Origin of the sequence: Legionella sp. 227, from assembly GCF_043161935.1 — a bacterium.
In the GTDB taxonomy this organism is placed as follows: domain Bacteria; phylum Pseudomonadota; class Gammaproteobacteria; order Legionellales; family Legionellaceae; genus Legionella; species Legionella sheltonii.
Genome location: NZ_CP171154.1, coordinates 3521921 through 3535415, shown reverse-complemented (window position 1 = coordinate 3535415; position 13495 = coordinate 3521921). Strand labels below are relative to the sequence as shown.

The following is a 13495-nucleotide window of genomic DNA, read 5'->3' as shown; positions in this document are numbered from 1 at the left end:
CAAAGCAGTCTTGTTTATCCTTCTCCTCCTACGAGGAGAAGGGGCCCAAGAGGGCGGATGAGCGAATAACTAGGATTAGCCTCAATCCTAACCCTTACCCGAAACGGGAGATGGGATTTTAAAATAAATAACAAGACTGCTTTGCTGTACCCAGGTTACTTTATTCCAGGAAGTGTCGTATTATTTCATTAATGTACACTTTGGCAATAAGTTTCTTTAATTTTTGGTAAAATAATTAAAGCAATAAGCATTCCTATTGGAAGAATAGCAAGTCCGGTATAGTACGCTTCCAATGGATATACCCGAACATTCCCATTCAGTTCACCTTTCCACATTCTATCAAGGATAAAACCAATCAGTGGTTGTGCCAGTGCAATACCTATCATATTCATCATGTTCATAAAGCTTAAGCCCGTAGCAACATATTTTCTATTGCATAATTCTTTTGCTACAGTAAATGCAGGTAAAAAACCTGCGGAAAATATACCAAATGCGAACAACAACAGTTCCATATATATTTCGTTACTGATTGGAGCAAAAATGAAAATCGTAGAACAAATAAGTGCACCGATGCATCCGATGTACATAGGTGGTTTGCGTAAGCCAATGCGATTTGAAAAAATTCCCCACAAGGGGCTAGCAATCGCCCAACCGATAAACACTAAAGAAATATAATTTGCAGCGGTCGTCTTGGTGATCTCCATTTTAGTCATCAGGAAGGGAACACCCCATAGGCCGCAAAAAACTGGGGTTGCCATATACATCAGGCCGCCATAGCAAGCAACTAACCAAAGTTGTTTATTTTTTATGAGCGACAGTAAGCTGGGTATTAAAGGTTCTTCCTCAATAGGATGATGATGAGTGATTTCATGATTCTGAGGAGTATCTTTAGCAATGACACTGATTAGGACAGCAAGAACAAGACCAATGGTGCCCATAATGAGCATGCTTTGACGCCAACCAAAACCATCAATCAATAATGCTAAGGGTGCTTCACCACCAATGGCTCCTAACATTCCTATGGTAACCATAAGACCTGTAAGCAAGGCAAAGCGTTGTGAAGAAAACCAATTTGCAGCGAGTTTCATGGTACCTACGGCTGCAAAGGCTGAACCAAAACCTATCATCAATCGGGCGACACAGGCCATAAAAAAGTTATTGGTCATACCAAAGGCAATGGTACTTACGGCACAAACAATAGTAGCTAGGGTTAATAATCGTTGCGGACCGAAATAGTCCATTAATACACCGCCAGGTAATTGCATTGCGGCATAGGAATAGAAATAGACACCCGACAGAATTCCCAATGTTTGGCTGGTAACTGCAAAATCCCTCATGAGTTCATTACTCATAACGCTGGGTGATACTTGTAAAAGACATTCGTAAAAATAAAATAAACAACCTAAGCCCCATACCATCCAAGGCATTATCGATTGAATCCTAAAACTAATTATTGATTCGGACCGTGTATTGTATTGTTCCATGCTTTTATCATTCTCCAAATTCATTTATATGAAATTGATTTTGTATCTACTACTTCAATCATAAAGTAAGAGTTGAGTCTGACTTTGGTCAAGTATTCTGAGGCATTCTTCAATTTAAAGAGGCTCATCTGTAGGCTTACTCCACCTTACTTTTCTGACCATAGCGTACTCTAATTTACTTTGTGAGTATGCGAAGTATGTATTTTGAATAAAAACTGGGAATAGCTCCGTGGGTTAGATTATTAAAACCTCGCGTCACTTGTAAATGCAGTTTTTTAAATTACAAAGTCAACCGGCAACGTTAACACACAAATATATAAATTTCACCATATAAAATATTAACAGTTTGTTTATTATTTGTCTACTGTTCGTTTGGGTCATCAGGGGGTTCAATTACTACACGAGTACCTTTCATGCCATCACCAGGAAGATCAATAAACTCTTCATTAAGCCAACGTGCGTCTTCAATAAACATTCTGACACAACCGTGACTTGCTCTGAAACCTGGTACATCGTAACTTCCATGCAATGCATAGCCTCTAAAAAAATGCATGCAATAGGGCATTAAAGCCCCTCCGTCGTTACCATCAGCTCTTCTTGGGAACACAGTGGACACACAGTCTATATCTTGTTTGCGAATAATTCGAAATGAACCTGTGGGGGTACTACACCCCCCTATGACACCAGGACATTTTCCTATTCCCGATGAAATTGGCCCCCACCAGAGTAACTCTCCATCTTGATCATAGGCAGCCCAAGCTAATTTTTTTTGACTCACATAAATTGCTTTTTCTCCTGTAGATTCAATATATCTCGGAAAAGGAGAAACGTCATAAATTGTTAGTCGATCGATGTTTTTGGGTACAGCGATGGTCATTCCTGGACGCAATGAAGTATTCATGCGGTTAATTCGTCGTACCATATCTTGTTCTTCGGCATTAGGAAATAGTTTTTCCCAACTTTCACCACTTTTTATTTTCATGCAGAAATAATCAGGTGAATTGCATAAAGTCTCACCATACCGTGTATAGGCAAGAGCGAGCTGACTGAATGTTAGTAAAGCAATTGAGACGGTCATTGATATCATATTCTTCATAAATGATCTCAATTAGGGTCATTGTATTCTCTATAGCGGCACTTTAAAAAATAACTTTAAAATGAGATAAGCTTTTATTTGATGCGAATAAATTCAGTAGAAAAAATATTGGGCAAATGGATCTAGTGTTTATACGGAGGAATACTAAGGATAATCCTAAGTGAAAAAAAGGGAAAAGTTACTTATGATTAAATCGGTGCCAAGATGTTAGAAAAGCAGCGAGGTTATATAAAACACAAATCCTCGTAAATTCTTGAGCCACTGAGCTGAAGCTTTTGACCTAAAATTTATATGAGGATCTGTGTTTTTAATTATTTACTAACCTAGAAAGGGTAGAATTGCAAAGTGTCTCATAATTTCCTCTGCTCTGATTCCATATGAACCTGAAGCACCGGGAACACCTACAGTAGTTAGAGCACCATTTGCTGTGTCAAAAACTGGAGCAGATGCTGCACCTACACCCCAGGCTGTTGCAGAGGCTGTAACAGCAGAACTTGGAGTTCCAGTTCCAGTGACAATAAGTGCTAAGTTAGCATAAGCAGTTGTTGGAGGCGTAAAGGTTGTAGCTGTTGCTGTAGTTGCAGGGACTGTTGTTGTGGTTACAGAGTCATAAACTACTGTTGAAACAGTTCCAATTGATGTTTTAAGCGGTGTTACTGCTACAGAGCTAATACCAGTACATGAAGTTGAGCTGTGTGTATTTGAAGCAGCCCATTTGACAGTTACAGTACCATTATAAGCAACGGTTGCAGTAGTTGAGCATGGTCCAGTACTGTCTGATACTACAACAGAAATACTTGAAGCCGTACTTCCAGCGTTGCCTGAAGTAGAGTCCACATTGCCAAGGCCATTAATAATGACGAGTTGTCCACTTGTAACCCCAGCCGCAAAAGCGGAGCTTGATGCGAATAAGGCAATTGCAAGGGTAGATTTTAAAAAGGTATGTTTTAATTGTTCCATTTAAATATTCTTCCTTTGATTAATGATTAAACAACAAAACGTGGAATATACTGCAACCACTCGTGGTAAAGTCTAGCATAAAATTGTAAATCTGTAGTAATTTTCAAAATAAAGTTTTTTCAATTATTTCAGTGAGTTGACAATTAATTGAAATGAGAACAAACACGCGTTGATTCAATGCCCAATGATGGCGCTTGTTTGAAAAAAAGAGAGTGGATAGCGCTCGTCATCCTGAGTACAGCGAGGGGTATTTTCCCCATCGTAACACCATAGCTACAACACGAAAAGTTTCTCGTTGTGCTCGGGATAATTTCCCTGCGCTGTTTATGGCTACATTGATTATCTGTCAAGACGGGCGTGATGAATCCGATTCTGGATGAGCAGGACTAACTTTTTGCCACGCATCATGCAATTGCGCAAGCAATGAATTAGATTGTGCTAATAGTTCTTTGTCATTATTAAGATTGGCTTTTAATAACAAAAATTCGATATGTCCATATAACTGGAGTAAGTTATCTGCTATTTCCCCACCTTGATCACGGTTTAAGCTGTTTTTTAAACCTTCAATGATGCTTAATGCTTTACTGATATGCTCTCCCTTTTCTTGTATTTCCTTGCGTTCAATATTACCTTGTGCTGTAGCAATATGAGTTCGGGCACCTTGTAACAACAAATTAATTAATTCATGAGGAGAAGCAGCATCAATACGAGTTTGTAGTTCAATTGTTTTATATTGATTTATAACTTGTTGATAAGGTTTTTTCATTAATCATGCTCCAATTTATTTGTTGTTATTCAATTTGGGAAGGTTCGACAAGATTTGAGTCAGCGTATTGCTGGTGTTTTGCATCTCTGAAATTAAGAGATCCACGGCGTTCCATTGTTTATAATATCTTTTTTCTAGAGTAATGCTCCGTTCATTAATGCGCTCTTGGATTTCATCTAATTGTTTTGCCTGACTATTTAATCGGTCTATTCTTTCTTCAATTTCCCCATCTTCGTCCACTAAGGACTCCAAATAGCCATCAATCAACGAGGCTAAACCATCACTAATGATAATTTGGCCTCTATTTCCAGCTTGTCCTGCGAGCACATCAATCGATAAGGTACTGTAATCCCCTGTGCCATTTAGAGTAATTCCATCTGTTGAATTAGCTAAAATACCACCTATAGTCCCTGACATACTCACTCCAGGAATATATTCACCTAATATGACATCATATGCTCCTGCTGCGACTTCAGTATCCATGGAATTGATCTTGATGTTTGGATCAGTAGCTGTAATTTTTTTTGCAAATAGATTACCTATTGATTGATAATTAGTATCGATAGCCTTATCCAACATTTCTGGGTCGATTTCTAATAAGCCATGCTTATCCGTGGTAATACCCAAGTCGGCGAGACTTTGAATGGGTCCAACTGGAGTTAATGGAGTGGTGGCCAAGTTATATAGGTTGGTTTTCAATTCTCTAAGTTTACTGTCGCCTTGCAGCACCCCTTTTTTTCTGGTCTCCATATCGAAACCCGTTAAGTTGGTTAGGAATTTCATAAAATCATTATATTTTTTGACGAAATCATTAATTAAACCCTTCGCATGTTCTACATCTTTTTCCAAAGTTAAAGTGATAGTCGTTGCTGGATCAGCTTGTTGTAGATCGAGTGTGACGCCTGTTATTGCACCTTCAATTTGGTTGCTGCTCTCGTTTAGTAGTAATCCATTAATTTTTACCAGGCTATTTTGAGCTGCCATAGTTTGGGTTAAAGGAACATTATTTGTTGTAGGATCATAATTGAGTGCAGCCAGGCTACCGGTAATTTGCATCGCGTAATTTTCACCTGTCTCTGCTGAGGTCAAGGTTAATCTTGAACCTAGACTATCTTGTACAATGGACGCTGTTACGCCTGCATTTGCGGCATTTATTGCATCGCAAATCGCAGTAAGACTGTCGTTTCCTGAAGTAATATTAATTGTTACTGGGGAGGCTGCAGTATTTTGTGTGAACGTTGTATTGTTATTACTGTATGTTCCGAAGTTAATGGTCATACTGCCACTACCCACTGACGTACTGCTGTTGGTGAAATAACCACTGGCGAGACTTTGTGCTTGAGCTAATTGTTGGACTTGTATTTGATATAAGCCTTCAATTGCCTGCCCTGTACCAGTGATGGATGCAGAGACATATCCAGGTTCATTAATTAGGCAATTCATTTGATTAAATTCGCTAATAAAAGATAGAGAATTAAGTGTTGCTTGAAAGGTTGATATAGCACTTTTTAATTGTCCAAAAGCAGACAACTCGGTATTAACAGAATTAAATTTTTTATCATGTTTTAATTGTAATGGCATGAGATCAGCCTTTACCAGGCCTTCAACCATTGATTTAATGTCTAAACCTGAGCCAATACCTGGAGTTGATAGACCCATAATATTCCCTTATCTGTTGGGTAATTTCCTGCGAAATTACTTTATCCATAAATTGCATCAAACATGTTTATCTATAGAACCACTAATTATCCCATCAAGCAAGTTTAGTAAATGCAAATATTCGTCTGAGGGTATTTTGCGAATTATCTTATCCGAGATTTTGTCAGTGACTATAGTTTGCAGAAGACCTGTGGCATGATCGATAGCTTGTTTCGAATCAGTATCCAAATTGAGATCCGATGTGGCACATTTGGTCACAGGCTTAATGTTTTTATCCTTTAGTTTGACTGAATCTGTCTGTAGCAATTTATTATTCGCTGGGGGAATCGATTCCATAGTCATTTTTTTACTCCTTTCCCTTGATTGGTACCATTAATCATTGGGATACAAATAAGCCGAAAGCGGCCAAAGCCGCATTTCGGTTTTTACTTCTTTTTTTACAACTATCCTAACAAGGATAGAACAGATTGTGGCATCGCATTTGCCTGAGCCAACATGGCTGTTCCAGCTTGTTGCAGGATTTGGTTCTTAGTTAAATTAGCCATTTCTGCAGCATAATCAGTATCTTGAATACGGCTACGTGCAGCAGACATATTATCGGATACGTTTTCCAGGTTATTTACTGTTGCATCAAGTCGGTTTTGCAAAGCACCTAATGAAGAACGGTTGGTGGTAATACTGTCCAAAGCAGCACCAATTCTCAATATGGCTTTTTCTGCACCAGCTTGAGTAGTAATATCGATTATATTAACTCCATTAGTATCCAAGCTAATACTTGATAAACCGATATCTGCTGTTGTTCCACCCACAGTAATGGCTTCAGGAGCACTCATAGTGATATTTCCTCGTAATGTTGAGGCAAATGATCCACCGGTGACGCTTAATCCATTAGTACCGGCAGTGAATCCAGTACCACTTTCTGTAACGGAGATATTTCTTCCATCTGCTGCAGTTAAACTCATAGTTGTACCATTGAGTGTGGCCACAACACCTGTTTGTTCGCTAGATGCATTGATTGCATCCAAAAGGGAGTTGTTGCTTAATGCAGTAGAGACGTCTTGGTTAATAAATATGTTAACACCATTAATACTCAGGTTATAAGTATCACCGGCTGCACCACCGATCGCACCAACAGTTGCGCTACCAGTTGTTGAAGCAGTTACTGTCAGCCCAGAGATGCCTGCTGCGTTTAGGGCAGCTGCTTTAGCAAATGCTGAAGAGCTGTCTTGCCCATTTGCTGCACCAACATAGTTTGCAGAAGAACCAATACTCACTGCTGCACTAGAACCAAGAGCAATAGTAATATCACTTGCAGCACTGGCGCTTACTGTGCTTCCTGTTTGATAAGCAATATGACCTATATCTGCAGATGCAATACTGTTTATCGAAAATGTGATTGTTTCACCAGAGTTAGCACCAACTTGAAGTGAAGCATTAGTATATGATCCATTCAATATGGTTTGGCCGTTGAATTGGGTGTTGTGAGCGATATCATCCATTTCACTCAAAAGGTTGTTTACTTCATTTTGTAATGCTTCACGGTTTGCTTGGCTATAGGTTCCGTTTGCAGATTGAAGTGCTAACTCTCTCATGCGTTGTAAGAGGTCAGTTGATTCTTGCATCGCACCTTCAGCTACCTGAGCAAGTGAAATACCGTCATTAGCATTTTTCACAGCTTGATCCATACCGCGGATTTGTGAGGTCATATTTGTTGCAATTGCTAATCCTGCAGCATCATCTTTAGCACTATTAATTTTTAGACCAGATGATAATCTCTGTATCGCAGTAGCCATAGCACTACTGGATTTAGATAAGTTACGCTGCGCAAGTAACGAAGGTACGTTGGTATTAATAATTTGAGCCATAATTATAGTCTCCTCAGACCTGAATCCCTGGTTTGGGACATTTGTTATTTGGCAAATTCCTTTTTTACATGCAAATTCACCGTACGCAAAAAGGTTATCGGACACAAGGCAAAAAACTTTAGGCTTATACCTATTTTTTTTCAAAAAAATGGAAAATTTGTTTATTAAAATGAATGAGTTGTATTTTTGTTCAATTCGTGTTTGTTTCTATTATCTAGTTGTTTTGTTGTTCCCAGAGCGATTTGAAGAGGTAACCTTGATAATAGGCCATCCACCACCCATTTTTTTAAGAAAAGAAGCAGGCATACTTGATATGGATTTAAGAATATTTTTTTCTGTGTATAATATTGTGATTCTATAATATTAGGTTCCAATTATGAGTTGGTTTAAAAAATTATTGCCTTCAAGAGTGAGTACTGACTCTTCCCAAAAAAAAGGAGTTCCTGAGGGTTTATGGCTTAAATGTTCAGGTTGCAATGAAGTTCTCTATAGTACTGAATTAGAAAGAAATTTAATGGTCTGCCCATCCTGTAACTTTCATCACAGGATTTCCGCACGTGTCCGAATCCAACAATTCCTCGATGAGGGTGGCCAAGAAGAAATCGCCGCATCATTGGAACCACAAGACCGCTTAAAATTTAGGGATTCGAAAAAATATAAAGATAGAATTTCACAAGCTCAAAAAGCAACTGGTGAGAAAGAAGCTTTGATAATTGTCAAAGGAACCTTGTTGCAGCAGCCTGTTGTTGTTGGTTCTTTTGAGTTCAATTTTATGGGGGGCTCCATGGGGGCTACAGTAGGGGAGAAATTTGTTCGTGCAATTCAAGTAGCAACAGCAGAACAAAGACCCTATGTTTGCTTTACTGCAAGCGGTGGCGCACGAATGCAAGAAGGACTTTTTTCTTTAATGCAAATGGCTAAAACTTCAGCTGCTCTGGCAAAATTTGCAGAGCTTGGATTACCTTTTATTGTGGTTCTAACTGATCCAACAATGGGAGGGGTTTCTGCAAGTTTTGCAAGTCTTGGTGACGTGATCATTGCTGAACCGAATGCATTAATTGGTTTTGCTGGCCCAAGGGTTATTGAGCAGACCGTAAGACAAACATTACCTGAAGGGTTTCAGCGAAGTGAGTTCTTGTTAGAACATGGACATATTGACATGATTCTTGAACGGAAAGATATCCGTCCAGTTGTTGCAGAGTTGATATCTAAATTAACGCGCAAAGGCGCAGGTGATTCAGTTGCCAAAGCTATCTCATATTAGACCCCTTACAGTGTTTCAAAAGAAATCTATCGACGAGTGGTTATATGATTTAGAAACTAGAAATACACAAGAGATACAACTTGGTTTAAAACGTATTATGGAAGTTGCGCAAAAATTAAGCCTGCAACTTCCAGGTTGTCCAGTGATTACTGTTGCTGGGACTAATGGAAAAGGTTCAACGGTAACATCTCTTGAAACAATTTATCATGTTGCAGGATATAAGGTAGGTGCCTATACCTCACCTCATCTTATTCAATTTAATGAACGTATTCGTGTTAATTTAACTCCCATTTCTGATGATGATTTATGTCAGGCTTTTAGTGTTATTGAAGAACTTCGTGGAGAAGTTCTTCTAACTTACTTTGAAATGACTACTTTGGCTGCATTGTGGTATTTCAAAAAAATGGACTTGGATGTTGTAATTCTTGAAGTTGGATTAGGGGGGCGCTTGGATGCTACGAATATTGTTGATGCAGAATTGTCCATCATTACTACAATCGATTTTGACCATCAAGATTATTTAGGTACTACGCTTGACGCGATTGGTTATGAGAAGGCAGGGATACTCCGCACTGGTAAACCGTTTATTTATGCGGATATTAGTCCACCTGACTCAATCATTGATGTCGGGATGCAACTTTCTGCACCTGCTTATTTTCTTGGACAAGAATTTTCGATTCAAGAACAAGAGTCTGTCTGGAGTCTTCATTTTAATGAACAACTTAAACTCGCTTCTGTTTCTGGATTGCCTAAACCTTCAATACAATTGAAATCAGCAGCAGCTGCAATTACTGCCTGTCTGTTGCTATCACATGATTTGCCAGTGACGCATAGCCATTTTCAAGTTGCGATGCAGCGTATTTTTATTCCTGGACGTTTGCAATTGCATAAGGACACCGTGAGTACTTTATTTGATGTGTCTCATAATCCTCAATCTGTAAAATTGCTAGCAGATACTGTATGCACATTAAAAAAAGCAAAAGTACATGCGGTATTCTCAGCTTTAAAAGATAAAGATATTTTGGGTTTGATTCGACCATTAAAGGATTGCGTTGATTGTTGGTATCCTGCACAATTGGATGGCAAACGTGCTGCCAGTGCGGATTTGTTACTTACATTTTTTAAGGATGCAGAAATTCCTGTGGATATTTGTTATAATAATCCACTTGTAGCTTTTGAAACTGCATTGAAGCAAGCTAAACCTGGTGACTTAATTGTTGTTTACGGGTCTTTTTTTACTGTGAGTCATGTTATGGCTAATAGGAGATTCAATGAAATTAGTAATTGATGAGAAGCTAAAGCATCGTTTAGTTGGTGTGGCTGTTGTTTTATCATTAGGAGCAATTTTCCTACCTGCGATGATGAAGAAGTCGAGCCAACGTCTTGAAAATAATTTTAGTGTTAATGTGCAGTTACCCCCCAAACCAACAACTCCTAATGTCGTAATGACAAATGAAAAGGAGATGTTTAAAACCATAAAAGTGGCTAAGATTGAAACTCCTGATTTAGGGAAAAAAGGCTCCGATCTTGGTAAAGAAGATTTTATTCAATCCATTCAAGTTGCTGATAATGCAGCTGTGGATGCTGCTGTTCCTGTTGCCAAAGCAGCGTCAATGCCTAAGGTCGCATCGACCCCTAAAGTGGATTCAATAGCAAAACCAATTGAACTGGCATTGAGTAATGCAGCAAATAATGTAGTTAAAAAACAAGTCAAACCCGTGCCTAGTAAACCGGTTCGGCCTGTTGCACGAGTACAAGTACAGCCGAAAAATAAACCCAATGTAGCAAAGGCAAATACCACCCGTTTAAATAAGAAAGATATTTATGCAGTTCAATTGGCTTCGTTTTCACAATTGAATAATGCCCAAGCTTTAGTTAATAAATTACGCAGCAAGGGTTATAAAGCAAACTATATCAAAACTAATGGAAGACAAGGGGCTATTTATAAAGTCTATGCAGGACATTCACCGGTTAAAAGTGACGTCATGAAATTAAAAAATCAATTAGCAAGTGCCATGCAGCTGAATGGCTTTGTGGTTAATACCGGGGTGAGCTAATGCAAGCACAATGGGTTGATATTATTTTAATAATAGTAATTGGCTTATCCACTATAACCGGCTTACTCAGAGGATTTATTAAAGAATTTATTGCCTTAGGAGTATGGGTTTTAGCTATTTGGGCAGGCTATAACTACTCAAACGCACTTAATCCTTATCTGCAACCTTATATTCAAGATCCCTCCATTCGTAGCATAGCTGGTTTTGTTATCATTGTTCTTGGTGTTTTAATTACAGGCGGTATCGCTAATGCGATACTGGGCCTCTTTTTAAGGGGTAGTGGCCTGGGGGCTATGGATAAAGTTTTAGGTGGAATGTTTGGTTTTGCTCGCGGGGTTCTTATTCTTTCCCTTGTCTTCGCAGTGCTCAGTATGACCTCGTTGCCTTATCATCAATATGTTCAGACTTCCAGGGTTTATAATCAACTGTTACCTGTTATAAACTGGATTTCTGGATATTTACCAGGACTTATAAATAAAGCCAAACAGACAGTATCGGTAAATGAGTCCTTTAAGCTGATTGATATAGTCCCTGAGACTTAATGTATTCATAGACTGCTTCAGGGAGCTTGTTTTTTACATCAGCTCCCTTTTTTATTTCTTCACGAATGGACGTGGAAGAAATTTCATAGTGGCCCGCATCAAATAAAAAAACTCTTCCAGCATGAGTGCTTAAAAGGTCATGTTGGTTTTTAACTTCATACTGTTCCAAAAATTTTTTCATGATTACCGGAATGGGTTGATTGGAAAACTCAGTTCGATTGATTACCAATAAGTTAGCTAAAGTAATAATTTTCTCCCATTGATACCAATTGGGTAATGAGATAAAAGCATCATAGCCAATAATTAACGTTATGGATGAGTTAGAATATTCCGTCCGGAAGCTTTTCAATGTTTCAACCATATAGGATGGAGTATCTCGTTCTACTTCACGTAAATCGAGTCTAAAGTAAGGTATTTTTTTTATAGCCAATTTAATCATTTCTATTCTTTGATTATTATTGGCGAGAGTAGGGGGCTTTATCGTTGGTGTTTTACAAGGAAGAAAAATATAGGAATCAAAATTAAAATGCTTTTGGATTGTCATGCTGGCCTGTAAATGACCATTATGTATCGGATCAAATGTACCTCCCAAAATAGCTATGCTGTGCATACGTCACCTGTTAAATTTCCCAGACAGAGTGATAGAGCAGCATTTTCAAGAGAACTCCATACTAGAGTATTGAGATTTGATTTAATTCGTTCGTCTATGGAATAACAGTAGCGATGAAGTTGTTGTAACATGGTCTTATTGAGTCGATTAGAACATGCTTTATAAAGATTAACGCGCTGAGGCCAAATTTTAAGTTGAGTGCAAGCACTTTGAGCATCAATTTTTTGTTCCATTAAATAGGACAATTGCATGATTAGGCGTATTTCTTGACTGATTATCCACAGAACTAAAGTGGCTTCGGTCTTATTATTTGCTGCATGACGTAAAATCTGAATCGCTTTATCGCTTTGGCCAAGCAGACATGCATCAACCAGTTCAAAAAGATCATGATCGCATTGATTGGATAAATGCTCTAAAGCTTGTTGTGTATCTACCTTACTGTTGGGAGCACAAGATAAGGCTATTTTTTCAACAACCTGGGAACAAGCCAGCATATTTCCCTGAGTGTATTGATGAATTAATTCAGGAACCTGAGGATCATAGCTCATTGAGTTTTTCTTTAATTGTACGGCTATCCAACTTTTGATTGCCTCTGAATTCAGTGGGTAGGCTAGTGTAAGAATGGCCTGCTCATGAGAAGATAACCATTGCAATTGCTTCGCAGGTACATTGGGTGCCCTAATAACAATAAAGCAACGGGAATTTACCGAATTAAGGTATTCAGAAAGAATTTTTTTTCCAGTAGCATCTATTGATTTCTTATCATAGAAAATGTTTAAGAGTACTGTCTCTGAAAATAAGGAGTAACTGTTCGCCTCTTCCTTTACAATACTCCAATCGTCCACTGATTGGATAGATATGATTTTTTCATCATAATTATAATTTTTTTTAATTGCTGATTTTATGGTTATTAAAGAATCTTCTAACAAGTAATTATCCTGCCCAATAATTATGTAGAGCGGTGCAATTTTTTTTTGTACTTGTTGGGCAAGCAATTGTTGTCTGATTTGCATGATAATTTAGCTTAAGCCTGTGTATGTGATATTGGATAAAGAACAGTGTGCGACTCATGGTGATAGCGTAGTCTGGAAACTTTTGCCACCATCCTGAGAGCAACGAGGGATCTCCATGCTATAGCAGAGTGTTACTATAGCAGATCCCTAGTTCCAGTTGGGATGACGTGAATTTCCGT

At 38.4% G+C, this 13495-nt stretch carries 13 protein-coding genes; 4 read left to right on the top strand and 9 right to left on the bottom strand.

Translation table 11 applies throughout. The features are described from left to right. Positions 1-188: 188 nt before the first annotated feature. The 7 genes from ACF8MK_RS15380 to ACF8MK_RS15350 form a co-directional block, all read right to left on the bottom strand. Positions 189-1484, bottom strand: a complete 1296-nt coding sequence (locus ACF8MK_RS15380) for an MFS transporter (RefSeq protein ID WP_392537393.1) — start codon at positions 1482-1484, stop codon at positions 189-191. Between the two features lie 361 nt (positions 1485-1845). Continuing rightward, a complete protein-coding gene (locus tag ACF8MK_RS15375; RefSeq protein ID WP_392537392.1) occupies positions 1846-2580 on the bottom strand; it encodes a L,D-transpeptidase in 735 nt (244 codons plus the stop codon). Positions 2581-2898: 318 nt separating this feature from the next. Beyond that, entirely contained in the window at positions 2899-3540 is a 642-nt protein-coding gene (locus ACF8MK_RS15370; protein WP_392537391.1) for a hypothetical protein, read from the bottom strand. A gap of 346 nt (positions 3541-3886) precedes the next feature. Then, complete coding sequence (fliS, locus tag ACF8MK_RS15365; RefSeq protein ID WP_265711739.1) at positions 3887-4306, bottom strand: flagellar export chaperone FliS; 420 nt, start codon at positions 4304-4306, stop codon at positions 3887-3889. Positions 4307-4321: 15 nt separating this feature from the next. Next, a complete protein-coding gene (gene fliD, locus ACF8MK_RS15360; protein ID WP_392537390.1) occupies positions 4322-5965 on the bottom strand; it encodes a flagellar filament capping protein FliD in 1644 nt (547 codons plus the stop codon). Positions 5966-6022: 57 nt separating this feature from the next. Continuing rightward, complete coding sequence (locus ACF8MK_RS15355) at positions 6023-6307, bottom strand: flagellar protein FlaG (RefSeq protein WP_058459256.1); 285 nt, start codon at positions 6305-6307, stop codon at positions 6023-6025. Positions 6308-6408: 101 nt separating this feature from the next. Beyond that, entirely contained in the window at positions 6409-7830 is a 1422-nt protein-coding gene (locus tag ACF8MK_RS15350; protein ID WP_392537389.1) for a flagellin, read from the bottom strand. A gap of 376 nt (positions 7831-8206) precedes the next feature. Here ACF8MK_RS15350 and accD point away from each other — a divergent pair, with 376 nt between their 5' ends. From accD to ACF8MK_RS15330, 4 genes are read left to right on the top strand one after another with little or no spacing between them, the layout of a single operon-like run. Continuing rightward, the gene (accD, locus tag ACF8MK_RS15345) at positions 8207-9094 is read left to right on the top strand and encodes an acetyl-CoA carboxylase, carboxyltransferase subunit beta (protein ID WP_265702354.1); all 888 of its coding nucleotides are present in this window, start codon (positions 8207-8209) and stop codon (positions 9092-9094) included. Next, on the top strand, positions 9072-10382 hold the full coding sequence (folC, locus tag ACF8MK_RS15340; RefSeq protein ID WP_392537388.1) for a bifunctional tetrahydrofolate synthase/dihydrofolate synthase: 1311 nt from the start codon (positions 9072-9074) through the stop codon (positions 10380-10382). The genes accD and folC overlap by 23 nt, the downstream gene beginning before the upstream one ends. Next, positions 10366-11151, top strand: coding sequence for an SPOR domain-containing protein (locus tag ACF8MK_RS15335; protein WP_392537387.1), 786 nt, complete (start codon positions 10366-10368; stop codon positions 11149-11151). The genes folC and ACF8MK_RS15335 overlap by 17 nt, the downstream gene beginning before the upstream one ends. After that, positions 11151-11693: a CvpA family protein gene (locus ACF8MK_RS15330; protein WP_265702351.1), complete on the top strand. Its 543-nt coding sequence runs from the start codon at positions 11151-11153 to the stop codon at positions 11691-11693. Before ACF8MK_RS15335 ends, ACF8MK_RS15330 begins: the two co-directional genes overlap by 1 nt. On the opposite strand, the gene nadD is transcribed toward ACF8MK_RS15330, so the two are convergent. Together nadD and holA are read right to left on the bottom strand one after the other, a co-directional pair. Beyond that, positions 11662-12303 carry a nicotinate-nucleotide adenylyltransferase gene (nadD, locus tag ACF8MK_RS15325; RefSeq protein WP_392537386.1) on the bottom strand — a complete coding sequence of 214 codons (642 nt, stop codon included), beginning with the start codon at positions 12301-12303 and terminating at the stop codon, positions 11662-11664. The two genes, ACF8MK_RS15330 and nadD, sit on opposite strands and share 32 nt — an antisense overlap. Next, the gene (gene holA / locus ACF8MK_RS15320; RefSeq protein WP_392537385.1) at positions 12291-13316 is read right to left on the bottom strand and encodes a DNA polymerase III subunit delta; all 1026 of its coding nucleotides are present in this window, start codon (positions 13314-13316) and stop codon (positions 12291-12293) included. Before holA ends, nadD begins: the two co-directional genes overlap by 13 nt. Positions 13317-13495 lie beyond the last annotated feature (179 nt).